Genomic DNA, 23,496 nt, shown 5'->3' on the forward strand with positions numbered 1-23,496 from the left:
CTTGCCTCGGTCCTGTGCAATCGCCCTTCAAGAATCCCTTCGTCACCATGTGGTGCTATCTCGCTTTTGTTCCTTGTTAACCCGTTTGCCCATGGCGTTCAAGTCCATCACGCCTCGGCCAGGGCCGCTGCCTCATCGACCCCCACCGCCACCAGACGTGATACCCCGGGTTCCTGCATGGTCACCCCCATCAATCGTTCGGAGGCTTCCATCGCGATCTTGTTGTGGGTGATGTAGATGAACTGCACCGAGTCCGACATCTCCTTCACCAGCTTGGCATAGCGACCGACATTGGCATCATCGAGCGGGGCATCGACCTCGTCGAGCATGCAGAAAGGTGCCGGGTTGAGCTGGAAGATCGCGAATACCATGGACAACGCGGTCAGCGCCTTTTCTCCCCCGGAGAGCAGATGAATGGTGCTGTTCTTCTTGCCGGGGGGGCGCGCCATGATGGCCACCCCGGTCTCCAGCAAATCGTCGCCGGTCAGCGTCAACCATGCGGTCCCGCCACCGAAGACCTTGGGGAAAAGCGTCTGCAGGCCGGCGTTGACCCGCTCGAAGGTGTCGCGGAAGCGGGTGCGGGTTTCCTGGTCGATGCGACGGATCGCCCGGTCGAGGGTCTCCAGCGCCTCGCTGAGTTCGCGATGCTGCGCCTCCAGGTAGTCGCGCCGCTCGGCCTGCTGGTCGTACTCCTCGATGGCCGCCAGGTTGATGGCGCCCAGCCGGCGGATGCGCTCGCCGACCTCCTCGAGGCGGGTCTGCCAGGCCGATTCGGTGGCGTTGGGGTCGAGCCCCTCGGCCAGGCCGTCGGCGTCGTGGCCCAGCTCCTTGAGCTGCTCGTCCTGGGTGTCGGCCTTGAGCGCCAGCGCCTGGACCTGCATGCGCGCTTCCTGCAGCCGCTCGCGGATGCCTTCGAGCTGGCGCTCGTGGCCCTGGCGGGCCTGCTCGTCCTCGCGCAGCCGCTCCACCAGCTCGGCAGCCCGTGAGCGCGCCGCGTTGAGCTCGCGCTCCTCGCGCTCGCGGCGATGCAGCAGCTCCTCGAGGCGCTCGCGACGCTCCTCGTCGGGCTCGTGGAGCCCCTCGCGGGCCTCCTCGAGTTCGGCACAGCGCAGCTCCAGGCGCTGTCGGGCCTCGCCGGCACGCCCCTGCTGCTCGGCCAGGCCGGCGCGCTCGGTGGTCAGTCGCTGGTGCTCCAGCGCCAGCCGCTGGGACTGTTCGGCCAGCGGCTGGCGCTGGCTGCGCAGCTGGGTCAATCGCTCACGGGCCTCATGGCGGGCGCGCTCCAGACGCTCGCGGGTCTCGGCGCCGCGCTCCAGGCGCTCCATGGCCGCCTGCCAGTGCTCGCGGGTCTCCTCGATGGCCAGCCGCGTCTCCTCGGCGGACTCGGCGAGCCCCTCCAGCTCCTCGGCGAGTTCGCCGGCCCGCCCCTGGAGATGCTCGAGCCGACTGGCGAGGCCGCTGTCCTGCACCGCCAGCTGCTGACGCTGCTGCTCGAGATCGCGCTCCTCGAGGCGCACCGCCTCGAGGCTCTCCTCGGCCTTTTCCACGCGCTCGCCGGCCTCGGCCAGGCGTGTTTCCTGGGCCTCGAGGCGTTCTTCCACGGCGGCGAGCGCCTCGCGCACCTCGGCCTCGCGGCGGCGGCTGACCAGCAGCGCATCCGGGCCCTCGTCACGGCCGCGGTGGCGCGCCCAGCCGTCACCGACCCACAGCCCGCAGGCGGTGATCAGGCTCTCGCCGGGGGCCAGGCCATCGCGCTCGGCCCAGGCCTGCTCGCGGCTGTCCACGCAGCGCACCCCGGCGAGCCAGCGGGCCGCGGCCCCGGCACCGCTGACCCGCGCGGCCAGGCTGCCGGCCGGGGCCTCTCGTTCGGCGTCCTCGAGCAGCCCCAGCTCCGGGGCCAGCTCGGGGGACAGCACGCTGCCACCCTCGGACAGCGGGGCGAGCCGGGCGCGCAGCCAGGGCGCCAGCACCCAGGACACGACGTCCTCCCAGCCGCTCTCGACCTCGAGGCGTTCGCCGAGGCGCGGGGCCTCGCCGAGCCCGTGGCCGCGCAAGTGCGCGTCGAGGGTCTCGTCGTGATCGGCCAGGGCGGCCTGGATCAGCGCCTCGAGCGAGGCCAGCTCGCCCTGCAGGGTGCTGCGCCGCTGGCGGTCGGTCTCGCGGTCGACCTCGGCCTCGCGCACCGCCTCCCGGGCCGTGTCGCGCTCGGCCTGCCAGCGCTCGCGCTGCTCCTCGCGCCCGGCCAGGCGTTCCTCGAGCTCGGCCAGCCGCTCGGCGACCTCGGCGCGCTGGGCTTCGAGGCCGGCGATATCGGGCAGTTCCTCGCGCTGCTGGCGGCGCTTGCGGGCGTCCCCCTCGAGGCGCTCCAGCGTCGCCTCCTGTTCGCGCAGGCGGTCCTGGGCGCGCTCGGCCTCGCGGCTGTCGGCCTGCCAGGTCTCGCCGAAGGCCTCCCAGTCGGCGTCGGCCTGTTCGGCCAGGGGCTCGGCCTCCTCGAGGGCGGCCTCCAGCTCGGCCAGGCGTTCGGCGACCTCCTCCTGCTCGGGGCCCAGGGTCTCCAGGCGCTCGTCGAGGCGCAGCAGGCGCTCGCCATCGTCCTCGCCGAGGCGGTCGAGGTCGGCGAGCTCGCGGCGGGCGGCCTCGAGGTCCTGGGCCAGCTGCTGGTCCCGGGAGCGGGTGTGTTCCAGGTCCTGCTCGAGCCGCGCGATGGCGGTGGTCGTCTCGTGGAAGCGGTTCTGGTAGCCCTCGAGCTCGGAGGCCAGGCGGTCGTGCTCGGCGCGGGCCTCCTCGAGGCGCGTCTCGCACTGGCGCAGACCCAGCACCTCGCGCTCCACCGAGGTCTCGAGCTCGCGCACGCGGCTCTCCTCCTCGCCCTGGCTGGCGCGCAGGGCGCGGCCGCGCAGCAGCGCCAGCTCGCCCTTGAGCCGGTACTCCTCCTGCTTGAGGGTCTGATAGCGGCGCGCCGCATCGGCCTGGCGCTTGAGGCGCTCGAGCTGCTTGTCGAGCTCCTCGCGGATGTCCTCCAGGCGCTCCAGGTTCTCCTGGGTGCGGCGCATGCGGTTCTCGGTCTCGCGGCGGCGCTCCTTGTACTTGGAGATGCCGGCGGCTTCCTCGAGGGTGGCGCGCAGTTCCTCGGGGCGCGACTCGATCAGCCGCGAGATCATGCCCTGGCCGATGATGGCGTAGGAGCGCGGCCCCAGGCCGGTGCCGAGGAACAGGTCGGAGATGTCCCGGCGGCGGCATTTCTGGCCGTTGAAGAAGTAGGTGGACTGCCCCTCGCGGGTGACCTGGCGCTTGACCGAGATCTCCGCGTACTGGGCGTAGGGGCCGCCCATGGTGCCGTCGCGGTTGTCGAACAGCAGCTCGATGGAGGCCTGGCCCACCGGCTTGCGCCCGGTGGAGCCGTTGAAGATGACGTCGGTCATCGACTCGCCGCGCAGGGTCTTGGCGGAGGATTCCCCCATGACCCAGCGCACGGCGTCGATGATGTTGGACTTGCCACAGCCGTTGGGCCCGACGACGGCGGTCATGTTGCCGTCGAAGGGCACGGTGATGGGGTCGACGAACGACTTGAAGCCCACCAGGCGTATCGACTTCAGTCGCATGCGTTATTCCACGATCCTGTCGATGATCAGTTCTACCGGGTCGCCGTCGTGCTCGCCGACCGCCACCGCCGCGTGGCGGCCGAGGAGGTCGCCGGGTTGCGGATCGGCCTGGCCGCTGGCCGAGACCCGCGCCACCAGCCTCGCCTCGTCGACCTGGGACAGCCGTGCCTTGGGCGCCATGGCATCGCCGTCGTCGAGGGTCAGGGTCGCCGGCAGCGCGCCCAGGGTGGTGCGCGCCACCGCCAGCGGCGGCAGCTCGCCGGCGGCGTCCCGGGCCACCACGAACACCGCGGTGTCGGCGCCCAGGCGGCCGGCCAGTTCGGGCGCCAGGCTCACGCGCACGCGCAGGCCCGGGCCCTCGACGGCCTCGGGCGTCTGGCCCAGGCGGCGCTGGGCGGTGCGGATGCCCTGGCGCAGCGCCTCGGCGGACTCGGCGTCGTTCATGCCGGCGATGGCCCGGCGCCAGCGGTCGATGGCGGTCTCGTAGTCGGCGCTCTCGAAGGCCTCGATGCCGAGCATCCCGAGCACTGTGGGCTGGGCCGGATCGGCGGCCAGGGCCTCGTCGACCAGCGCCTGCACGTTCGGGGTCAGCTCGCGGCCGGCGGCAAAATACCGCAACTGGGCCAGCTCGGCCAGCAGCCAGGGGCTTCGCTCCTCGAGCGCGAGCAGCCGGGTCAGGGCGTGGTCGGCGCGCTCCAGGCGGCCGCTGTCGCGATACAGCGGAAACAGCGAGCGCCAGACGTTGGGGTTGTCGGGCTGACGTGCGGCCTCGGCCTCCAGTCGCTCGAGCAGCCGGGGCAAAGAGGCCTCGGGGTCGGCCATCACCTGCTGCTGGAGGCGATACAGCGCCAGGTCGCCCTCGGCGCCCTCCCAGCGGTACCAGCTGGCGCTGGCCACCACCAGGGCGACCATCGTCACGGGGACCAGCCAGCGGCCGGCCCGGGGGGCCTTGAGCGGCGAGCGGGTCGAGGCCGCGGTGTCGTCGAGCAGGCTGCGCTCGAGCTCGAGGCGATCCTCGTCGAAGCGCGCCGCGTCGATCTCGCCGCGGTCGCGGGCGGCCTCCAGGGAGGCCAGGCGCCGGCGGTAGACGGCGACGTTCTGCCGCTCGGTACGCTCGCTGGCCTCGTCGTCGGCCAGCGCCCGGGCCACCGCGCCGGCGCGGCGCAGCGGCAGCACCAGCAGCCACAGCGCCGGCACCAGCAACAGGGCGAAGGCGATCCACAGCGCGATCATCGGTCATCCTCCCGCTCGAGCAGGGCATCCAGCCGGGCGCGTTCCTCGACGGAGAGCCGACTGGCCGAGGCGCGCCGGCGCGCCCGCACCAGCAGCGCCACCAGCAGGCCGCCGCCCAGCACCAGGGCCGCGGGCAGCCCCCACAGCAGCAGGGTGCGGCCCTCCAGGCGCGGGTTGTAGAGCACGTAGTCGCCGAAGCGGCTCACCATGAAGTCGAGGATCTCCTTGTCGGAGCGCCCCGCCTGCAGCTGCTCAAAGACGCGCTGGCGCATGTCGCCGGCGATCGGCGAGTCGGAGTCGTCGATCGCCTGGTTCTGGCACTTGGGGCAGCGCAGGGTCGCGGTCAGCGACTCGAAACGGTCGCGCATCACCGGGTCGTCGAACTCGCGCACCTCGATGGCGGCCTGCGCCAGGGCCGGTGTCAGCAGCGCCAGCATCAGCAGCGCACGAATCAGTCTTGCCATTTCGCCACCTCCGGCAGGATCACCCGCTCGACGTCCTGGGTCGTGATGTACCCGGTGTGGTGGTAGCGGATCACGCCTTCGGCATCGACCAGGAAGGTCTCGGGGGCGCCGTAGACGCCGAGGTCGAAGCCCAGGCTGCCCTCGGGGTCGAACAGGTTGACCTCGAAGGGGTTGCCGAACTCGGCCAGGAACTCGCGGCCCTTCTCCCGGGTGTCCTTGTAGTCGACGCCGACCAGGCGCACGCCGCGCTCGGCGAGCTCGAGCAGCTGTGGCATCTCCTGCTTGCAGGTCGGGCACCACTCGCCCCAGACGTTGACCAGGGTGACCTCGCCCTTCAAGAGCGATTCGTCGAGGGTCCGCCCGGGGTCCTCCAGGGTCGTGAGGCTGAAGGCCGGGAAGGGCCTGGCCATCAGCGCCGAGTCGCGCGAGGCGGGATCGATCGACAGCCCGCGGTAGAGAAACACCGCCAGCACCAGGAAACCGGCCAGCGGCAGCAGCAGCAAAAGACGACGCGTCATGCGCTCACCTCCCGGGCGTGGCGTTCGGGGTCGGGCGCGGTGGCGGCGCGCCGGTAGCGGCGGTCGACCACCGCCAGCACGCCACCCAGCGCCATCAGCAGCGCGCCCAGCCACAGCCAGCGCACGAAGGGCTTGTACTGGATGCGCAGCGCCCAGCTGCCGTCGCCCAGGTCCTCGCCCATGGCCACGTAGAGGTCGCGCAGCAGCCCCGGGCGCAGTGCCACGTCGGTCATCGGCATGCCACGGGCCAGATAGATGCGCTTCTCCGGCGCCATCGTGAAGCGACGGCGGCTGTCGCCGCGGCTCACCTCGAGGCGCGCGACGTCGGCGACGAAGTTGGGGCCGCGGCGATGGCCGAGGTCGGTCATGGCGAAGGTGTAGCCGGCCACCTCGACGCTGTCGCCCACCGCCATGCGCACGTTGCGCTCCACGGCGTAGTTCGAGACCACGGTCACGCCGACGATGGTCACCGCCAGGCCCAGGTGGCCCAGCACCATGCCCCAGTGGGCCAGCGACAGCCGCTTGAGCCCGGCCAGACGCCCGTCGCTGTGGCGGCTCTTCGTCCACAGGTCCCGCACCAGCGGCAGCACCACCCACAGCGCCGCCACCAGCCCCAGCGTGACCGCGAGGTTCCACTCGCCGCCGTAGGCCAGCGGCGCCAGCAGGCCGATGACCAGCGCCACGGCACCGGAGAGCCACACCCGACGGAACAGTTCACGGGGCCGGGTGCGCTTCCAGTTGGCCAGCGGGCCGAGCCCCATGAACAGGCACAGGATCACCGTCAGCGGCACGAACAGGGCGTTGAAGTAGGGCGGGCCGACGCTGATCTTGCCCAGGTTCAGGGCATCGAGCAGCAGCGGATAGACGGTGCCGAGCAGCACGGTGACCGTCATCACCACCAGCAGGATGTTGTTGACCAGCAGCAGGGCATCCCGGGACAGCCAGGTGAAGCCGGCGCGCTGGCTGACCCGCGGGGCGCGCAGTGCGAACAGCAGCAGCGAGGCACCCACGGTGAGGCCCAGCAGCACCAGGATGAACAGCCCCCGGGATGGATCGTTGGCGAAGGCATGCACCGAGGTCAGCACCCCGGAGCGCACCAGGAAGGTGCCCAGCAGCGACAGCGAGAAGGTGGAGATCGCCAGCAGCACCGTCCAGCTCTTGAAGGCGCCGCGCTTCTCGGTGACCGCCAGCGAGTGGATCAGCGCGGTGCCGGCCAGCCACGGCAGCAGCGAGGCGTTCTCCACCGGATCCCAGAACCACCAGCCGCCCCAGCCCAGCTCGTAGTAGGCCCACCAGCTGCCCAGGGCGATGCCCACCGAAAGAAAGGCCCAGGCCACGTTGGTCCAGGGCCGCGCCCAGCGGGTCCAGGCCGCGTCCAGGCGGCCGCCGAGCAGCGCCGCGATGGCGAAGGCGAACACCACCGAGAACCCCACGTAGCCCATGTAGAGCATCGGTGGATGGATGATCAGCCCGATGTCCTGCAGCAGCGGATTCAGATCGGCGCCGTCGGCGGGCGGGTTGGGCAGCAGCCGGGCGAAGGGATTGGAAGTGACCAGCACGAAGGTCAGGAACCCGGTGGAGACCAGCCCCATCACGCCCAGTACCCGGGCCAGCATGTCGCGGGGCAGCTCGCGGGAAAAGCGGCTGACGGCGAAGGTCCAGGCGCCGAGGATCAGGCTCCACAGCAGCACCGAGCCCTCGTGATTGCCCCACACCGCGCTGGCCTTGTAGTACCAGGGCAGCAGCGAGTTGGAGTTGTCGGCCACGGTGGACACGCTGAAGTCGTCGAGCAGGAAGCTCGCGGTCAGGCAGGCGTAGGCGACGATCAGGAACAGGAACTGCCCGGTGGCCATGGGCCGGGCATAGGCCATCCACAGCGGGCGGCGGGTCGCCGCCCCGGCCAGCGGCACGATGGCCTGCAGGGCGGCCATCGCCAGCGCGATGATCAGCGCGAAGTGACCGATCTCGGGAATCAGCGGGGTCAGCATGGCGTCTCCGGGTCAGTCCTCGGCCTCGAGCCGCTTGGCCACCTCGGCGGCCTTGTCCTGGTAGTCCTCCGGCGCATAGCCGGCCTCTTCCAGGGCCTGGGCCACCTCGGGCGGCATGTAGTTCTCGTCGTGCTTGGCCAGCACCTTGTCGGCCCGCAGCCAGCCCTCGGGCTGCAGCTGGCCGAGCACCACCACGCCCTGCCCCTCGCGGAACAGGTCCGGCAGGATGCCGCGATAGCGCACCTCGAGGTCCTCGACGTAGTCGGTGACCGTGAAGGAGACGGCCAGGCTCTCCGGGTCCCGGGCCACGCTGCCGGCCTTGACCATGCCGCCGGCGCGGATCGAGCGCTCCAGCGGGGCCTGGCCCTCGGCGATCTGCACCGGGCTGAAGAACAGGTTGATGTTGCTGCGCAGGGCGTAGAGCGTCAGACCCACGGCGATGGCGGCCAGCGTCACCAGCCCCAGGACCGCATAGAGTTTCTGCTTGCGTTTGGCTCTCATCGGGCAGGCCTCTCGTCGGTGGAAGCGTCGGTGGCCTCGGCCTGGCGTCGCTCGCGGCGGACCCGGCGCTCGAGGTCGCGCCGCACCCGGCGGCGCTCGGCCCGGGCGTGCCAGCCCACGGCCAGCAGCAGCGCGGCGGTGGCGCCATAGGCGCTCCAGACATAGGGCGCGTGGCCGCCCATGGCGAGGAACTCGGACAGCGAATCGAAGGCCATCAGCGCCCCTCCTCGACCAGCGCGCGCACCCAGCGCTTGGACGACTCGCGGCGCAGGATCTCGCTGCGGGTGCGCGTCAGGGTCACGGCGATGAAGAAGCCGTAGAAGCCGAGCACCATCAGCAGCAGCGGCAGCCACATCTCGACGGGCATGGCCGGCTTCTCGATGATCGAGAAGCTGGCCGGCTGGTGCAGGGTGTACCACCAGTCCACCGAGAACTTGATGATCGGGATGTTGATCACGCCCACCATGGCCAGCACCGAGGCCGCCCGGGCGCCGCCGTCGCGGCTGACGAAGGCGCCGCGCAGGGCGATCACCCCGATATAGAGGAACAGCAGGATCAGCATCGAGGTCAGCCGGGCGTCCCACTGCCACCAGGTGCCCCAGGTGGGCACGCCCCAGACGGCGCCGGAGAACAGCGCCACGAAGGTCATGCCGGCGCCCAGCGGGGCAATCATCGCCGCCGCCATGTCGGCCAGCTTGATCTTCCAGACCATGAAGATCAGCCCGGCCGCGGCCATGGCGACGAAGATCGACTGCGCGAGGAAGGCCGCCGGCACGTGGACATAGATGATGCGGAAGCTGTTGCCCTGCTGGTAGTCGGCCGGCGCGAAGGCCAGCCCCCAGAGCCCGCCGATCAGGATCAGCGCCACCGCCGCCAGCCACAGCGGCGTGAGCCATCGCGCGGTGATGGCGTAGAACCCCTTGGGGGAGCCGAGCTTGTGAAGGAAGGCCCACATTACCGTCGATTCCTCAACCGTTGAGCGCGATGCGCAGCGCCGCCGCGATGGCGAAGGGCGCGAAGATCAGCGCCGCCGCCAGCAGCGCACCGAGAATGGCCAGATGAGCCGCCACGACCCCGCCCTGGATCGCCGCCTGAACGGCGCCGGCGCCGAAGATCAGCACCGGTATGTAGAGCGGCAGCACCAGCAGCGAGAGCAGCACTCCGCCGCGAGCCACGCCCACGGTGAGCGCGGCGCCGATGGCGCCGATCAGGCTCAGGCTGGCGCTGCCCAGCGCCAGCGACAGCGCCAGCACGCCGTAGCTGCCCGCCGGCAGTGACAGCATCACGCCCAGCAGCGGTGCCATCAGCGCCAGCGGCAGGCCGGTCAGCAGCCAGTGCGCCGCCACCTTGGCCAGCGCCAGCACCGGCAACGGCTGGGGCGACAGCAGCAGCTGCTCCAGGCTGCCATCCTCGGCGTCGTCGCGAAACACGCCCTCCAGGGACAGCAGCGCCGCCAGCAGCGCCGCCACCCACAGCAGGCCCGGGGCGATGGTCGCCAGCAGCACCGGCTCCGGCGAGATGCCGATCGGAAACAGGGTGATCACCAGGGCGAAGAACGCCAGCGGATTCAGCACCTCGCCGGGGCGGCGCAGCCGCAGCACCAGATCGCGGTGCAGGGTCGCCCGCCATGCGACCGCGAGCCCGCCCGCCGGCTCCCCGGCCTCGGGCAGCGGGGCCGGCCGCGACTCAGCGTTCGACATCGTCGCTTCCCTCGCCCAGCGACAGGCAGCGCAGGCCGGCCGAGGCACGCAGTTCGTGATGGGTGGTGACCAGCACGGCACCGCCGCGGGCGGTATGGGCCTCGAGGCGCGCCTCGAGGGCGGCCACGCCGTCCCGGTCGATGGCCGTGAAGGGCTCGTCGAGCACCCACAGCGGTCGCGGCGTCAGCTCCAGCCGTGCCAGGGCCACGCGGCGCTGCTGCCCGGCGGAGAGCTGGGCGGCGGGCAGATCCTCGAAGCCGACCAGCCCGACCCGCTCGAGCGCCGCCAGGCGCGTCGGCTCGTCGCCCCGCTCGCCGGCCAGCGCCTGATACCAGGCCAGATTCTCCAGCGGCGTCAGCGTCGCCTTCACCCCCGGGGCGTGCCCCAGGTACAGCAGGCTGGCGAGGAAGTCGCGCCGCACCCGGCGCAGCGGGGCGTCGTTCCACAGCACCTCGCCTTCGTGGTCCATCAGCTGGCCGGAGAGGATCTTGAGCAGGGTGGTCTTGCCGCTGCCGTTGGGGCCTTCGACGCGCAGGATCTCGCCGGCCCGGACCTCCAGATCGAGATCGTGGAACAGCCAGCGGTCGTCTCGCTCACAGGCCAGCCGCCGGGCTTGCAGACGCAGGCTCAAGGCACTCTCCAGGCGCGGATAACATGGCTCGGCACTCTACACGGAAAGGGTTTTCATCGCCAGCCGGGCCCCGGCCCGGAAGCGCCGGGGGCTGACCTGCATCAGCCCCCGGCTGGAAACGCCGCCCTTGCCAGATGCCGATCGCCTGCTATGCTGGCCAAGTACTGTATGTATCAACAGTCACTGCCGACGGGAGATGCCGCGCATGTCACTCGCCCCACAGTACCTGCTCCGCCAGCCCAACCTGCCCATCGCCGAGGCCTGGATGCCGCTCGATGACCGCGACCTGGTCGAAGTGCCCCTGCTGGGCAGCGTCGCCGCCGGCGTGCCCATCGACGCCTGCATCGATGCCGGCAGCGTCGAGGTGCCGAAGCGCATGGTCAAGCGCAACACCTATGCGCTGCGCGTGCGCGGCGACTCGATGATCGATTGCAACATCTTCGACGGGGATGTGATCATCATCGAACGTCGCGAGAGCGCCGAGAACGGCGAGACCGCGGTGGTGATGATCAACGATCAGGAGGTCACCCTGAAGAAGCTCTACATCGAGAAGTCCGGCGTGCGTCTTCAGCCGGCCAACGAGGCCATGCCGCCCATCTACCTCAAGAACAGCGACATCCAGGTGCTGGGACTGGTGATGGGCGTGGTGCGCCAGACGGACCTGGCCGCCTGATGCGCTATCCCGTTCCCGACCTGCCTGCCGGCGAGTGGCGCGAGACCGAACTCGAGGTCGAGAAGAGCCGCTTCATCGCCTGGGTCTGCCATGCCCCGGAGGCCGCCGCCTTCGAGGCACTGCTGGCCGAGGCTCGGCGCACGCATCCCAATGCCAGCCACCACTGCAGCGCCTTCATCGCCGGCCCGCCCGGCGAGCAGAACGCCATCGGCTTCTCCGACGACGGCGAGCCCGGCGGCACCGCCGGGCGGCCGATGTATCAGGTGCTGGAAGGCGCCGGCATCGGCCAGGCCGGCTGCGTGGTGACCCGCTACTTCGGCGGCACCAAGCTCGGCACCGGCGGCCTGGCACGCGCCTACGGCCAGGCCGTGAGCGAGGCGCTGGAGACCCTGCCGACCCGCGAGGTCACCGAGCGCGACCCGCTGCGCCTGAAGATCGACTTTGCCGGCGAGGCCCAGGCCCGGGCCTGGTGCGCCGAGCGCGACATCCCCGTGGACGCCGCCGACTACGCTGCCGACGGCGTGGTGCTGACGCTGGGCTGGCCCCGGGACACCGAACGCGACCTCTCAGCCCTCACGTCCCGCCTCAAGGGACGACTCGAGACCCTGGACCCCGACGCGGCCTGAGGCCGCCTCGCCGGAGACGGCCCGCGCGCTCTCGTCCGCCGCGCCGATATAGCGCGCCCGCTTCTCCGGCTTGAGGCGCGCCAGGTCCACCGCCACCAGGCCGTCGGTGCAGTAACCGAAGGCCGTATCCACGCCGAAGGCCAGGAAACGCGTGCCGCCGGGTTCGGTGACCTCCGCGTACTGCTTGTAGAGGGCCGGCACGCTGGCCCCCAGCGCCTGCAGCCCGTGACGCAGGCGCTGGAAGTCCGCCTTCGCATCGTCGCCGCGAAACAGCCGCTCCGCCTCCTGCTCCCCGGCCCGGGAGAGGCGCCAGGGGGCGCGCGGCCGCACCTGGCTATCGCCATCGCCGTAGTAGTGGCGGTAGTAGCTGACCAGCAGCTCCTTGGCCAGGGTCGGCAGGTGATTGGGCAGGGTCACCGGTCCGAACAGCCAGCGCACCTCGGGATGGCGACGCAGGTAGGCCCCAAGGCCGACCCACAGGTAGTCCAGGCTGCGCCGCCCCCAGTAGCGCGGCTGAACGAAGCTGCGCCCCAGTTCCAGGCCGTGGCGCCACTGCGCCCAGGGCGCCTGCTCCAGATGAAAGATGGTCGCGCCGTAGAGCCCCTCGATGCCATGACGATCGAGGATCCGCCCTACCTCGCCGAGTCGATAGGCGCCGGCGATCTCCAGGTCGCGATCGTCCCACAGCACCAGATGACGGTAGTAGTCGTCGAACGCGTCCAGGTCGCGCTTGCGGCCGGTGCCCTCCCCTACCCGACGAAAGGCCACCTCGCGCAGGCGACCGATCTCGCGCATGACCGACGAATCCGGCCGGCTGTCGACCAGCAGGATGCGCTTGCCGTCGGCGGTCTCGCCGAGCGTCTCGGCGTCGCGCAGCTCTTCGCGCAGGCGCTGGCGCGGCTCGGGGCGGGCGATACCAGTCTCGCCGACGAACACGCCGCGCTTGCCGCGCCCCAGACGATAGACATGCTTGCGCAGCAACTTGAGCTTGACCGGCGTGGTCAGGTCATCGCGATCGAACTGCGCCAGCGGAATCGGCCCGCCCACCCGCAGGGCGATATGGCGACCGCGCTGGCGGAACATCTCGTCGGGCAGCAGCAGCGTGCCCAGATCGCTGCGCAGCGACGTCAGGGCATAGAAGCGCGAGGAGTTGCGCCCGCGCACATGGACCGGCAGCAGCGGCGCGTTGGTGCGACGCGCGGCGTGCAGGAAGCCCGAATGCCACTTGCCGTCGCGCACGCCGCGGGGCCCGGCCCGGGAGACCTCCCCGGCGGGAAAGACGATCACCGCCCGCTCCGCCTCCAGGGTCTCGGTCAGGCGCGTGAGGCTACGGCGCAGCCCGCGCCGCGAGAGGTTGTCCACCGGCACGATCACGTCCGACAGCGGCGCCAGCTGCAGCAGCAGGTCGTTGGCCAGGATGCTGACGTCGGGGCGTACCTCGGCCACCATGCGCAGCAACGCCAAGCCGTCCAGGGCACCGAGCGGGTGATTGGCGACCACCACCACCCGGCCGGTCTCGGGAATCTGCTCGCGATCCCTGGTCGACAGCGTGTAGCCGACGTCGAGATGCTCGAACACCCGGTCGATGAACTCGCACCAGCCAAGCTCGCCGTGGCGGGCCAGGAAATCGTTGATCTCGCGTTCGTGCACCAGCCGACGCAGCCCCGCCACCAGCGGCCCTAACAGCCAGGGCGGCCGCGCCGCCAGCCCCGGCGCCTTGTCGCGCAGGGCCCCTTCGATATCGATCATGCCGCTTCCTCATCGCCTGACGCGCCGTTCGACGCCGATGTCGTCAGGCTAGGCGCGGCAGGTGACAGGACGATGGCGGTCCGGAACGACGCACGGCGCCCCGAGGGGCGCCGTGCCGAGTCCCGCCCAAGACGGCGGCGAGCGATGCGGCCGGGGCAAGCCCGGGGCGCATCAGCCGAGGTACTTGATCATCACGCCCGCGGCCACCGCCGAGCCGATGACGCCGGCCACGTTGGGCCCCATGGCGTGCATCAGCAGGAAGTTGTGGGGGTTGGACTCCAGCCCCACCTTGTTCGACACCCGGGCCGCCATGGGCACCGCGGAGACGCCGGCGGAGCCGATCAGCGGGTTGATCGGCGTCTTGCTGACCGCGTTGAGCAGCTTGGCCATCAGGATGCCGCAGGCGGTGCCGATGGCGAAGGCCACCATGCCGAGCCCGAGGATACCGAGGGTCTCCACGGCCAGGAAGCGGTCGGCCATCAGCTTGGAGCCCACCGAGAGGCCGAGGAAGATGGTCACGGTATTGATCAGGGCGTGCTGAGCGGTGTCGGAGAGCCGCTCCACCACGCCGCACTCGCGCATCAGGTTGCCGAAGCAGAACATCCCCAGCAGCGGCGCGGCATCCGGCAGGAACAGCACCACCAGGATCAGCAGGCTGAGCGGGAAGACGATCTTCTCGCGCTTTGACACCGGCCGCAGCTGTGTCATGGCGATCTCGCGCTCGCCCTTGGACGTCAGGGCGCGCATGATCGGCGGCTGGATCAGCGGCACCAGCGCCATGTAGGAGTAGGACGCCACGGCGATGGCCCCCAGCAGCTCCGGCGCCAGGATGCTCGAGACGTAGATCGAGGTGGGGCCATCGGCGCCGCCGATGATGCCGATGGCGGCGGCCTGGTTGAGCGAGAAGTCCATCACGCCCATGGCGGTCAGCCCCACCGCGCCGATCAGGGTCGCGAAGATGCCGAACTGCGCCGCAGCGCCCAGGAACAGCGTACGCGGGTTGGCCAGCAACGGCCCGAAGTCGGTCATGGCGCCGACGCCCATGAAGATCACCAGCGGCGCGATGCCGGAGGCGATGGCCACGCTGTAGAACTGGTAGAGCATGCCGTGGGCGAAGCCGGCGCCCAGGGCCACGTCGTTGGCGGCACGGATCAGTTCCGGGGCGGTGTCGCCATGCAGCAACTCACCGACGGCATGCCGCCAGGCCTCGACGTCTCCGCCCGGGACCAGGTTCAGCTGCAGGGAGGCCGCCAGCTGCTGAAGCAGGTCGGGGCCCGCCATGTGCGCGGCCTGCTCGGCGGCCGACAGCGCCAGCCCCGCCTCGGGAATGTTGGCCAGGATGCCGCCGAAGCCGATCGGCACCAGCAGCAGCGGTTCGAACTTCTTGGCCATGGCCAGCCACAGCAGCAGCAGGCACACGGCGATCATCGCCGCCTGGCCGAAGCTCAGGTTGTAGAGGCCGGAGCCGGTCCACAGGGTCAGTAACTTGTCGATCATGGGTTCGTCCTTTAGAGCACGACCAGGGCGTCGCCCACGGTGACGCTGTCGCCTTCGCCGACCTTCACCGCCGAGACGGTGCCGGCGCTGGCGGCGCGCACTTCGGTTTCCATCTTCATGGCCTCGAGGATGATCACCACGTCGCCCTCGGCGACCACATCACCCGGCTTGACGTTGACCTTGAAGATGTTGCCGGCGAGCGGCGCACTGATGGTCTCGCCGGGCGACGCTTCGCCCGAGGAGGCCGCCGGCGCCGCGGAGGCGGTCGAAACCGCACCGCCGCCCTGCTCCTGGATGCGCTCGATCTCGCCGCCCTCGGCGACCTCGACCACGTAGGACTTGCCGTTGACGGTGACGGTGTAGGTCTCCGGCCCGCCGGCCGGGGCAGGCGCCTGTCCGGCGGCCTGGGGCGCGGGAGCAGAGGGCACCGGCTCGAAGGCGTCGGGGTCGTCGCGATGCTTGAGGAACTTGAGACCGATCTGCGGGAACAGCGCATAGGTCAGCACGTCGTCGATCTCGCGCTCGCCCTCGGCCAGCCGGATGCCCTCGGCCCTGGCCTTCTCCTTGAGCTCGGCGGCGAGCCGGTCCATTTCCGGGGAGAGACGATCGGCCGGGCGGCAGGTGATCGGCTCGCCGCCTTCCAGCACGCGGGCCTGAAGCTCGGCGTTGTAGGCGGCGGGGGCGGCGCCGTACTCGCCCTTGAGCAGCGCCTGGACCTCCTTGGAGATCGACTTGTAGCGTTCGCCCATCATCACGTTCATCACCGCCTGGGTGCCGACGATCTGCGAGGTCGGCGTGACCAGCGGAATGTAGCCGAGGTCCTCGCGCACCCGCGGGATCTCCTGCAGCACGTCGTCGAGGCGGTCGCCGGCGCCCTGCTCCTTGAGCTGGTTCTCCATGTTGGTGAGCATGCCGCCCGGCACCTGAGCCACCAGGATGCGCGAGTCGATGCCCTTGAGCGAGCCCTCGAAGGCGGCGTATTTCTTGCGCACCTCGCGGAAGTAGGCGGCGATGTCCTCCAGCGCCTCGAGATCGAGGCCGGTATCGCGCTCGGTGCCCTGCAGCATCGCCACCAGCGATTCGGTGGGGCTGTGGCCGTAGGTCATCGACATCGAGGAGATGGCGGTGTCGACGTTGTCGATGCCGGCCTCCACGGCCTTCAGCGCGGTGGCGGTGGAGAGCCCGGTGGTGGCGTGGCACTGCATGTGGATCGGGATGTCCACGGCCTTTTTCAGGCGCGAGACCAGCTCATAGGCGTCGTAGGGCTTGAGCAGGCCGGCCATGTCCTTGATCGCCAGGGAGTCCGCTCCCATGGCGGCGATGCGCTCGCCGAGCTCGACCCAGCCATCGAGGGTGTGCACCGGGCTCAGGGTGTAGGACAGGGTGCCCTGGGCATGGCCCTCGTTGGCACGCACCGCCTGGATGGCGCGCTCCAGGTTGCGCGGGTCGTTCATGGCGTCGAAGACGCGGAACACGTCAACGCCGTTGGTGCGGGCGCGCTCGACGAAGCGGTCGACCACGTCGTCGGCATAGTGCCGATAGCCGAGCAGGTTCTGGGCCCGCAGCAGCATCTGCTGGCGGGTGTTGGGCATGGCGGCCTTCAGCGCGCGAATCCGCTCCCAGGGGTCTTCGCCCAGGTAGCGGATGCAGGCGTCGAAGGTCGCCCCGCCCCAGGATTCCAGTGACCAGAAACCGATCCGGTCGAGCTTCTCGGCGATCGGCAGCATGTCGTCGAGACGCAGCCGGGTGGCGAACAGGGACTGGTGGGCGTCACGCAGGACCACGTCGGTGATGCCCAGCGGGCGAGCGTTCTCCGTCATGGGAGTTCCTTGTCGTTGTCGTTGATGGAGTGAGAGGGTGTCGTGATCTAACGGCGATGCTCACGGCGATAGCGGTGGATCGCGGCGCTGATCGCCGCCGTCAGGTCCTCGTCCGGCACGGCCGGCCCACGACTGGCAGGCGCCGGGGCGGCCTCGGCCGCGGGTTCGGGGAAGAAGCGCCCGATCACCCTCGACATCAGGGTGGTGACGATGACCAGCACGGTCAGGAAGACGAACACGAACCCCATGCCGAGGCCCATCAGGGCCAGGCCCTCGTTCAATAGCTGCGGATCCTGCATGGATGACCTCCTCGAGCGCCCCGCCGCACCCCGGCGAGGGGGGCGCGCGAGTTGCGCATGAACGCTGAGCGTATAAGCTGCCACACTCCCAAAGGATCGCGATGGCACCATGGTGGAAGCTGACGTTGTTAAATTACTACATCCCGGCCGCATCGGCCTAGCCCCCATGGAGGGCGTGATCGATGCCGTCACTCGCGAGATGCTGACGCGAGCGCCGGGATTCGACTGGACGGTCACCGAATTCGTGCGCGTGGTGGACACGCGGCTGCCGCCGCGGGTCTTCCATCGCCACTGCCCGGAGCTGGCCGATGGCCGCCCGGCCACGCCGACCGGCGTGCCGGTGCACCTGCAGCTGCTGGGCTCGGACCCGACGGCGCTGGCCGCCAACGCCCGTCAGGCGCTGAAGCTCGGCGTCAGCAGCCTGGACCTGAACTTCGGTTGCCCGGCCAAGCTGGTGAACCGCCACGACGGCGGCGCCTCGCTGCTGCGCGACCCGCGCCGGGTACACGCCGCCGTGGCCGCCGTGCACGACGCGGTGGGCGATGCCATCCCGGTGACCGCCAAGATCCGGCTCGGCTTCGACGACCGCCGCCTGGCGCTGGCCTGCGGCCTGGCCGCCGAGGACGCCGGCGCTCGCCAGCTGGCGGTGCACGCCCGCACCCGCCGTGAAGGCTACAAGCCGCCGGCCCACTGGGAATGGATCGGCCGCATCCGCGCCCGGCTGACGATCCCGGTGATCGCCAACGGCGACATCTGGACGCTGGAGGACTACTGGAAGGCGCGCACCCTGTCCGGCTGCCGAGACGTGATGCTCGGCCGTGGCGCCCTGGCCGATCCCGGGCTGGCACCGCGCATCCGCCACTGGCAGACCACCGGCGAGCGCATGCCGGCGACGACCTGGACCGAGCGCGCCCGCGTCCTGCGCGACTATGCTGCGTCGCAGCGAATCATGTTACCCAGCAAGATCGTGGTCTCGCTACTCAAACAATGGTTGAACCACATGCGAAGTCGCGACGCCGAAGCCGCACGACGCTTTCAGGCACTGCGCCGAGTCACCGACCTGGACGATTTCCTCGCCGGCCTCGCGGCGGGGAGCGCCGTGCCGACCGGCAGGCTCGACGTCACCAGCGCCTGAGGGCGCCAGGAAGAGAGAAGAGAAGGAACAGGAAGAGAGACCGGGAAGAGACAGTCGCCGCCAGGCGAACAAAAAAAAGGCGCACGTCGCGATGCGACGGCGCCTGAACGATCACGGGCACCGACCCCTCATTGGGCACGGTGTCCGGCTAGCAAAAAGCGGGGTACAAAAGACAGAAGACCCGCCCTCGCGAGGAGAGCGGGTCCGGAATCTGGCGCGCCCGGGAGGATTCGAACCTCCGACCACCTGATTCGTAGTCAGGTACTCTATCCAGCTGAGCTACGGGCGCTTTCGGCAATGAGCAGGCTCATCGCGGGATGATGAAACATCATCCGGAGGAAGATGGCGCGCCCGGGAGGATTCGAACCTCCGACCACCTGATTCGTAGTCAGGTACTCTATCCAGCTGAGCTACGGGCGCTTGTCTTCCATCTATCGATGATGGCGGAGAGGGAGGGATTCGAACCCTCGAAGAGGCTATAAACCCCTTACTCCCTTAGCAGGGGAGCGCCTTCAGCCACTCGGCCACCTCTCCCTCATCGACAGGTGCGTATCCTACCGATCCGATTGGGGTTTGTCCATAGGGGGTGGCAATTTTTCTCGCCTCCCGGACTCACCGACGGATCGCAGGCGCGTTACCCCCTCCCCTCGCCGTCGTCATCGTCGTCGGTTCTCTCGCGCTGGATGCGCTGGTAGATCTCCTCACGATGCACGGCGACGTCCTTGGGGGCGTTGACGCCGATACGGACCTGGTTTCCCTTGACGCCCAGCACGGTCACGGTGATGTCATCACCGATCATCAGGGTTTCTCCGACACGGCGGGTCAGAATGAGCATGACTGATCTCCTTCTCAGACTTCTGACTGCGGGATGCGCTGTCGCGGCAGAGGGGCCGGCTCGTGCCCGCCCCTCCGATCGCAGGCATCGCCCATGACACCCCAGAAGCTTCGTTGAATGAAAGCTCTGTCGCAGGCGCTGCCATGGACTTCCCTACAAGCGTAGAAGCTGACGGCAGGCTGCGACGCCTTATTCGCTCTCGATGTCGTTCTTGTCCAGGCCGAAGGCCTGATGCAGGGCACGCACCGCCAGCTCCATCTGCTTCTCGTCGACCACCACCGAGATCTTGATCTCGGACGTGGAAACCATGCGGATGTTGATGTTCTCCTCGGACAGCACGCGGAACATCTTGGAGGCCACGCCGGCGTGGGAGCGCATGCCGACACCGACCAGCGAGACCTTGGCGATCTTGTCGTCGCCCTTCACTTCGCCTTCGCCCAGCGCCGGCAGCACCTGTTCCTCGAGGATCTTCAGGGTCAGCTTGTAGTCGCCCTTGGCGACGGTGAAGGTGAAGTCGGTGTAGTCGCCGGCCGGCGCCACGTTCTGCACGATCATGTCGATCTCGATGTTGGCATCGGCGATCGGGCCGAGAATCTTCGAGGCCACGCCCGGCACGTCCGGGGTGTTGAGCAGGGTCAGCTTGGCCTCGTTGGCGGTGAAGGCGATACCGGAGATCAGCGGTTCTTCCATGGAGTCCTCGTCTTTGTCGGAGTCTGCAACGATCAGGGTGCCGGGGCCGTCCTGGAAACTGGACAGCACACGCAGCGGCACGTTGTACTTGCCGGCGAATTCGACGGCGCGAATCTGCAGTACCTTGGAGCCGAGGCTGGCCAGCTCCAGCATCTCCTCCACGGTGATGGTGTCCAGGCGCTGGGCCTGGGAGCAGACACGTGGGTCGGTGGTATAGACGCCGTCGACGTCGGTGTAGATCTGGCACTCGTCGGCGTTCAGCGCCGCGGCCAGGGCCACGCCGGTGGTGTCGGAGCCACCGCGACCGAGGGTGGTGATGTTGCCCTCTTCGTCGACGCCCTGGAAGCCGGCGACCACGGCCACCTGACCGTCATCCAGGTCCTGGCGCATGTCCTCGGTCTCGATGCGCTGGATACGCGCCTTGGTGTGGGCGCTGTCGGTCATGATGCCGACCTGGGAGCCGGTGTAGGAGGTGGCCGGCACGCCGAGCTTGTGCAGCGCCATGGTCAGCAGCGAGATCGTCACCTGCTCGCCGGTGGAGACCAGCATGTCGAGCTCGCGCGGGGTCGGCTCGTCGTTGATGTCGTTGGCCAGGCCGATCAGGCGGTTGGTCTCGCCACTCATGGCGGACACCACGACCACGACCTGATGGCCGGCGTCACGGAAGCCCTTGACCTTCTCGGCCACGGCCTTGATGCGCTCCACGGAGCCCACCGAGGTACCGCCGAACTTCTGTACGTATAGTGCCATGCGTCGTTGTCCCTCTGTCGATTTAGCGTTGGAATGGATGAAAGTTAAGCGAGGCCGGATACACGAGGGGCCGAAGACGCTGCCGTCTTCGGCCCCGTGACGCCTAGAGCGCCTCCTCGACCCAGGCCGGGACGCTCTCCAGCGCCGCCGGCAGGGCCGCGGCATCGCTGCCGCCGGCCTGGGCCATGTCGGGTCGGCCGCCGCCCTTGCCGCCGACCTGGCCGGCCACGTGGTTGACCAGCGCACCGGCCTTGACCCTGGCGGTGAGGTCGTCGGTGACGCCGGCGATCAGGCTGACCTTGCCGGCGGCCTCGTCGGCCACGCCGAGCACCACGATGCCGGAGCCCAGCTTGTTCTTGAGCTGGTCGAGCATGCCGCGCAGCTCCTTGCCCGAGACGCCTTCCAGGCGCTTGGCCAGGACCTTGACGCCCTTGACCTCACGGGCCTCGTCGAGCAGGTCGTTGCCGGCGGCGCTGGCCAGCTTGGCCTTGAGCCGCTCGAGCTCCTTCTCCAGGCCGCGATTGCGCTCGACCAGCGATTCGACGCGCTCCTCGACCTGCTCGGGCTTGGCCTTGAGACGCTCGCCGATGCGTGACACCCGCGCTTCCTGCTCGCGGAAGTAGGCCAGCGCGGCCTCGCCGGTGATGGCCTCGATGCGGCGCACGCCGGAGGCCACGCCGGCCTCGCTGACGATATGGAAGCAGCCGATGTCGCCGCTGCGACGCACGTGGGTGCCACCGCACAGCTCGATCGAGAAGTCGTCGGCGCCGATGGTCAGCACCCGCACGCTGTCGGCGTACTTGGCTTCGAACAGCGCCGCGGCGCCCTTCGCCTTGGCTTCGTCCAGGGTCATGTGCTCGATGCGGGTGTCGGCGTTGGCCAGCACCTGCTCGTTGACCAGTCGCTCGATCTCGGCCAGCTGCTCGGCGGTCACCGGCTCGAAGTGGCTGAAATCGAAGCGCAGGCGCTCGGGCGTCACCAGCGAGCCCTTCTGCTCGACGTGCTCGCCGAGCACGATGCGCAGCGCCTCGTGCATCAGGTGAGTCGCCGAGTGATTACGCACGCTGGCCGCGCGCAGGCTGGCATCGACCCGCGGCGTCACCGCGTCGCCCACCGCCAGCGCGCCCTCGAGCAGCACGCCGTGATGCAGGTGGTGACCGCTCTGCTTCTGGGTATCGGTGACCAGGAAGCGGCCGCCGTCGAACTCGAGGTAACCGGTGTCACCCACCTGGCCGCCGGATTCGGCGTAGAAGGGCGTGCGATCCAGCACCACCATGCCGCGCTGCTCGACCTCGAGGCCGTCCAGCGGATTGCCCTCGCGGTCGACGATGGCGGTGACCGCGGCCTGGTCCTCGAGACGCTCGTAGCCGGTGAAGTCGGTCTCGCCTTCCAGATCGAGCGAGGCCTCGTAGGCGGCACCGAACTGGCTGGCCGCCCGGGCGCGTTCGCGCTGGGCCTCCAGCTCGCGCTCGAAGCCGGCCTCGTCGAGGGTCACGCCGCGCTCGCGGCAGACGTCGGCGGTCAGGTCGTAGGGGAAGCCGTAGGTGTCATAGAGCTTGAACACCGTCTCGCCCGGCAGGGTGTCGCCCTCGAGGCCGGCCAGCGCCTCCTCGAGCAAGCCCATGCCGTGATCCAGGGTGCGGGCGAACTGCTCCTCTTCCTTCAGCAGCACGCGCTCGATCTGGTGGCGCGCCTCGCGCAGCTCCGGGTAGGCCTCGCCCATCTCGGCGTCCAGCGCGCCCACCAGCTTGTGGAAGAAGCGACCCTGGGCACCCAGCTTGTGTCCGTGACGCACCGCGCGGCGGATGATCCGACGCAGCACATAGCCGCGCCCCTCGTTGGAGGGCAGCACGCCGTCGGTGATCAGGAAGGCGCAGGAGCGGATGTGGTCGGCGATCACGCGCAGCGAGGGCGTGGACGTGTCGTCATGACCGGTGGCCCGGGCCGCCGCCTCGAGCAGGTTCTGGAACAGGTCGATCTCGTAGTTCGAGTGCACGCCCTGCATCACCGCGGCGATGCGCTCCAGGCCCATGCCGGTGTCGATGGACGGCTTGGGCAGCGGATGCATCTCGCCGGCCGCGTCGCGATCGAACTGCATGAACACCAGGTTCCAGATCTCGATGTAGCGGTCGCCGTCCTCCTCGGGGCTGCCGGGAGGGCCGCCCCAGACCTCGGCGCCGTGATCGAAGAAGATCTCGGAGCTGGGGCCGCAGGGGCCGGTGTCGCCCATCTGCCAGAAGTTGTCCTCGTCGAGCTTGGAGAAGCGCTCCGGATCGACGCCGATCTCGTCCTTCCAGATGCGCTCGGCCTCGTCGTCGCTGACGTGCACGGTGACCCACAGCTTCTCCTTCGGCAGCCCCAGCACCTCGGTGAGGAAGGTCCAGGCGAAGCGGATGGCGTCGCGCTTGAAGTAGTCGCCGAAGCTGAAGTTGCCCAGCATCTCGAAGAAGGTGTGGTGGCGGGCGGTGTAGCCGACGTTGTCGAGGTCGTTGTGCTTGCCGCCGGCGCGCACGCAGCGCTGGGCCGAGGTGGCACGGACGTAGGGACGCGGGTCGCGGCCGAGGAAAACGTCCTTGAACGGCACCATCCCGGCGTTGGTGAACAGCAGGGTCGGGTCGTTGCTCGGCACCAGGGAGCTGGACGGCACGATGGTGTGGCCCTGCTCCTCGAAGTAACTCAGAAAGGCCTGTCTGATGTCTGCGCTTTTCATGGGGTATCCGTGGCGATAGGCGTGGTGGCCCGCAGGACGGGCACGGCAGCCATCATCGGACTGCCACCCGGGGCG

At 69.7% G+C, this 23,496-nt stretch carries 20 protein-coding genes and 3 tRNA genes; 3 read left to right on the forward strand and 20 right to left on the reverse strand.

Going from position 1 to position 23,496, the window contains the following annotated elements; translation table 11 throughout:
* Positions 1 to 107: 107 nt before the first annotated feature.
* Genes smc through ccmA form a run of 10 tightly spaced genes read right to left on the reverse strand, consistent with a single transcriptional unit; the run spans position 108 to position 10,637 of the window.
* On the reverse strand, positions 108 to 3,602 hold the full coding sequence (gene smc / locus QWG60_RS14060) for a chromosome segregation protein SMC (RefSeq protein WP_146909272.1): 3,495 nt from the start codon (positions 3,600 to 3,602) through the stop codon (positions 108 to 110).
* Between the two features lie 3 nt (positions 3,603 to 3,605).
* Entirely contained in the window at positions 3,606 to 4,835 is a 1,230-nt protein-coding gene (gene ccmI, locus QWG60_RS14065; protein ID WP_146909274.1) for a c-type cytochrome biogenesis protein CcmI, read from the reverse strand.
* Positions 4,832 to 5,299, reverse strand: coding sequence for a cytochrome c-type biogenesis protein (locus tag QWG60_RS14070; protein ID WP_107181176.1), 468 nt, complete (start codon positions 5,297 to 5,299; stop codon positions 4,832 to 4,834). Before QWG60_RS14070 ends, ccmI begins: the two co-directional genes overlap by 4 nt.
* The gene (locus tag QWG60_RS14075; RefSeq protein WP_146909276.1) at positions 5,287 to 5,817 is read right to left on the reverse strand and encodes a DsbE family thiol:disulfide interchange protein; all 531 of its coding nucleotides are present in this window, start codon (positions 5,815 to 5,817) and stop codon (positions 5,287 to 5,289) included. The genes QWG60_RS14070 and QWG60_RS14075 overlap by 13 nt, the downstream gene beginning before the upstream one ends.
* Positions 5,814 to 7,805, reverse strand: a complete 1,992-nt coding sequence (locus QWG60_RS14080) for a heme lyase CcmF/NrfE family subunit (protein ID WP_035592569.1) — start codon at positions 7,803 to 7,805, stop codon at positions 5,814 to 5,816. Before QWG60_RS14080 ends, QWG60_RS14075 begins: the two co-directional genes overlap by 4 nt.
* A 12-nt stretch (positions 7,806 to 7,817) precedes the next feature.
* Entirely contained in the window at positions 7,818 to 8,306 is a 489-nt protein-coding gene (ccmE, locus tag QWG60_RS14085; protein ID WP_046078313.1) for a cytochrome c maturation protein CcmE, read from the reverse strand.
* Entirely contained in the window at positions 8,303 to 8,521 is a 219-nt protein-coding gene (gene ccmD / locus QWG60_RS14090; RefSeq protein WP_107181180.1) for a heme exporter protein CcmD, read from the reverse strand. Before ccmD ends, ccmE begins: the two co-directional genes overlap by 4 nt.
* On the reverse strand, positions 8,521 to 9,261 hold the full coding sequence (locus QWG60_RS14095; RefSeq protein WP_146909278.1) for a heme ABC transporter permease: 741 nt from the start codon (positions 9,259 to 9,261) through the stop codon (positions 8,521 to 8,523). Before QWG60_RS14095 ends, ccmD begins: the two co-directional genes overlap by 1 nt.
* A gap of 13 nt (positions 9,262 to 9,274) precedes the next feature.
* Complete coding sequence (gene ccmB / locus QWG60_RS14100; RefSeq protein ID WP_046078317.1) at positions 9,275 to 10,006, reverse strand: heme exporter protein CcmB; 732 nt, start codon at positions 10,004 to 10,006, stop codon at positions 9,275 to 9,277.
* Positions 9,993 to 10,637: a cytochrome c biogenesis heme-transporting ATPase CcmA gene (ccmA, locus tag QWG60_RS14105; RefSeq protein WP_146909281.1), complete on the reverse strand. Its 645-nt coding sequence runs from the start codon at positions 10,635 to 10,637 to the stop codon at positions 9,993 to 9,995. The genes ccmB and ccmA overlap by 14 nt, the downstream gene beginning before the upstream one ends.
* Positions 10,638 to 10,842: 205 nt before the next feature.
* Between ccmA and lexA the strand changes: the two genes are divergently transcribed.
* Together lexA and QWG60_RS14115 are read left to right on the forward strand one after the other, a co-directional pair.
* Positions 10,843 to 11,310, forward strand: coding sequence for a transcriptional repressor LexA (gene lexA / locus QWG60_RS14110; RefSeq protein WP_035592588.1), 468 nt, complete (start codon positions 10,843 to 10,845; stop codon positions 11,308 to 11,310).
* Positions 11,310 to 11,936 (forward strand): IMPACT family protein, encoded by a 627-nt coding sequence (locus QWG60_RS14115; protein ID WP_046078320.1) that lies wholly within the window; start codon positions 11,310 to 11,312, stop codon positions 11,934 to 11,936. The genes lexA and QWG60_RS14115 overlap by 1 nt, the downstream gene beginning before the upstream one ends.
* Here the strand turns inward: QWG60_RS14115 and QWG60_RS14120 are convergent.
* From QWG60_RS14120 to QWG60_RS14135, 4 genes are all read right to left on the reverse strand, one after another.
* Positions 11,877 to 13,685 carry a GNAT family N-acyltransferase gene (locus QWG60_RS14120; protein WP_146909283.1) on the reverse strand — a complete coding sequence of 603 codons (1,809 nt, stop codon included), beginning with the start codon at positions 13,683 to 13,685 and terminating at the stop codon, positions 11,877 to 11,879. The two genes, QWG60_RS14115 and QWG60_RS14120, sit on opposite strands and share 60 nt — an antisense overlap.
* Positions 13,686 to 13,856: 171 nt before the next feature.
* Positions 13,857 to 15,179 (reverse strand): sodium ion-translocating decarboxylase subunit beta, encoded by a 1,323-nt coding sequence (locus tag QWG60_RS14125; protein ID WP_107181190.1) that lies wholly within the window; start codon positions 15,177 to 15,179, stop codon positions 13,857 to 13,859.
* Positions 15,180 to 15,193: 14 nt separating this feature from the next.
* On the reverse strand, positions 15,194 to 17,002 hold the full coding sequence (gene oadA, locus QWG60_RS14130) for a sodium-extruding oxaloacetate decarboxylase subunit alpha (protein WP_046078322.1): 1,809 nt from the start codon (positions 17,000 to 17,002) through the stop codon (positions 15,194 to 15,196).
* 47 nt (positions 17,003 to 17,049) lie between these two features.
* Positions 17,050 to 17,301 carry an OadG family protein gene (locus tag QWG60_RS14135; RefSeq protein WP_046078323.1) on the reverse strand — a complete coding sequence of 84 codons (252 nt, stop codon included), beginning with the start codon at positions 17,299 to 17,301 and terminating at the stop codon, positions 17,050 to 17,052.
* A gap of 166 nt (positions 17,302 to 17,467) precedes the next feature.
* On the opposite strand from QWG60_RS14135, the gene QWG60_RS14140 reads away from it, so the two are divergent.
* Entirely contained in the window at positions 17,468 to 18,436 is a 969-nt protein-coding gene (locus QWG60_RS14140) for a tRNA dihydrouridine synthase (protein WP_146909285.1), read from the forward strand.
* A gap of 212 nt (positions 18,437 to 18,648) precedes the next feature.
* On the opposite strand, the gene QWG60_RS14145 is transcribed toward QWG60_RS14140, so the two are convergent.
* The 6 genes from QWG60_RS14145 to alaS form a co-directional block, all read right to left on the reverse strand.
* Positions 18,649 to 18,725, reverse strand: a tRNA-Arg gene (locus QWG60_RS14145).
* Between the two features lie 54 nt (positions 18,726 to 18,779).
* Positions 18,780 to 18,856: transfer RNA gene (locus tag QWG60_RS14150), tRNA-Arg, on the reverse strand.
* 21 nt (positions 18,857 to 18,877) lie between these two features.
* Positions 18,878 to 18,970 (reverse strand) — tRNA-Ser (locus QWG60_RS14155).
* A 100-nt stretch (positions 18,971 to 19,070) separates the two neighbouring features.
* Positions 19,071 to 19,271 carry a carbon storage regulator CsrA gene (csrA, locus tag QWG60_RS14160; protein WP_035592604.1) on the reverse strand — a complete coding sequence of 67 codons (201 nt, stop codon included), beginning with the start codon at positions 19,269 to 19,271 and terminating at the stop codon, positions 19,071 to 19,073.
* A 189-nt stretch (positions 19,272 to 19,460) separates the two neighbouring features.
* Entirely contained in the window at positions 19,461 to 20,711 is a 1,251-nt protein-coding gene (locus tag QWG60_RS14165) for an aspartate kinase (protein ID WP_146909287.1), read from the reverse strand.
* A gap of 103 nt (positions 20,712 to 20,814) precedes the next feature.
* Positions 20,815 to 23,421: an alanine--tRNA ligase gene (gene alaS / locus QWG60_RS14170; RefSeq protein ID WP_146909289.1), complete on the reverse strand. Its 2,607-nt coding sequence runs from the start codon at positions 23,419 to 23,421 to the stop codon at positions 20,815 to 20,817.
* Positions 23,422 to 23,496 lie beyond the last annotated feature (75 nt).

It is taken from the genome of Halomonas halophila, from assembly GCF_030406665.1.
Lineage (GTDB): Bacteria > Pseudomonadota > Gammaproteobacteria > Pseudomonadales > Halomonadaceae > Halomonas > Halomonas halophila.

What these genes read in the sequence shown, in the direction of transcription:
- ccmD (WP_107181180.1), bottom strand. Translation starts at nt 8,521, where the DNA reads ATGGCCTTCGATTCGCTGTCCGAGTTCCTCGCCATGGGCGGCCACGCG.
- QWG60_RS14135 (WP_046078323.1), bottom strand. Translation starts at nt 17,301, where the DNA reads ATGCAGGATCCGCAGCTATTGAACGAGGGCCTGGCCCTGATGGGCCTC.
- QWG60_RS14070 (WP_107181176.1), bottom strand. Translation starts at nt 5,299, where the DNA reads ATGGCAAGACTGATTCGTGCGCTGCTGATGCTGGCGCTGCTGACACCG.
- oadA (WP_046078322.1), bottom strand. Translation starts at nt 17,002, where the DNA reads ATGACGGAGAACGCTCGCCCGCTGGGCATCACCGACGTGGTCCTGCGT.
- QWG60_RS14120 (WP_146909283.1), bottom strand. Translation starts at nt 13,685, where the DNA reads ATGATCGATATCGAAGGGGCCCTGCGCGACAAGGCGCCGGGGCTGGCG.
- csrA (WP_035592604.1), bottom strand. Translation starts at nt 19,271, where the DNA reads ATGCTCATTCTGACCCGCCGTGTCGGAGAAACCCTGATGATCGGTGAT.
- QWG60_RS14140 (WP_146909285.1), top strand. Translation starts at nt 17,468, where the DNA reads ATGGAGGGCGTGATCGATGCCGTCACTCGCGAGATGCTGACGCGAGCG.
- lexA (WP_035592588.1), top strand. Translation starts at nt 10,843, where the DNA reads ATGTCACTCGCCCCACAGTACCTGCTCCGCCAGCCCAACCTGCCCATC.
- ccmB (WP_046078317.1), bottom strand. Translation starts at nt 10,006, where the DNA reads ATGTCGAACGCTGAGTCGCGGCCGGCCCCGCTGCCCGAGGCCGGGGAG.
- QWG60_RS14080 (WP_035592569.1), bottom strand. Translation starts at nt 7,805, where the DNA reads ATGCTGACCCCGCTGATTCCCGAGATCGGTCACTTCGCGCTGATCATC.
- ccmI (WP_146909274.1), bottom strand. Translation starts at nt 4,835, where the DNA reads ATGATCGCGCTGTGGATCGCCTTCGCCCTGTTGCTGGTGCCGGCGCTG.
- QWG60_RS14095 (WP_146909278.1), bottom strand. Translation starts at nt 9,261, where the DNA reads ATGTGGGCCTTCCTTCACAAGCTCGGCTCCCCCAAGGGGTTCTACGCC.
- alaS (WP_146909289.1), bottom strand. Translation starts at nt 23,421, where the DNA reads ATGAAAAGCGCAGACATCAGACAGGCCTTTCTGAGTTACTTCGAGGAG.
- QWG60_RS14115 (WP_046078320.1), top strand. Translation starts at nt 11,310, where the DNA reads ATGCGCTATCCCGTTCCCGACCTGCCTGCCGGCGAGTGGCGCGAGACC.
- QWG60_RS14165 (WP_146909287.1), bottom strand. Translation starts at nt 20,711, where the DNA reads ATGGCACTATACGTACAGAAGTTCGGCGGTACCTCGGTGGGCTCCGTG.
- ccmE (WP_046078313.1), bottom strand. Translation starts at nt 8,306, where the DNA reads ATGAGAGCCAAACGCAAGCAGAAACTCTATGCGGTCCTGGGGCTGGTG.
- smc (WP_146909272.1), bottom strand. Translation starts at nt 3,602, where the DNA reads ATGCGACTGAAGTCGATACGCCTGGTGGGCTTCAAGTCGTTCGTCGAC.
- QWG60_RS14075 (WP_146909276.1), bottom strand. Translation starts at nt 5,817, where the DNA reads ATGACGCGTCGTCTTTTGCTGCTGCTGCCGCTGGCCGGTTTCCTGGTG.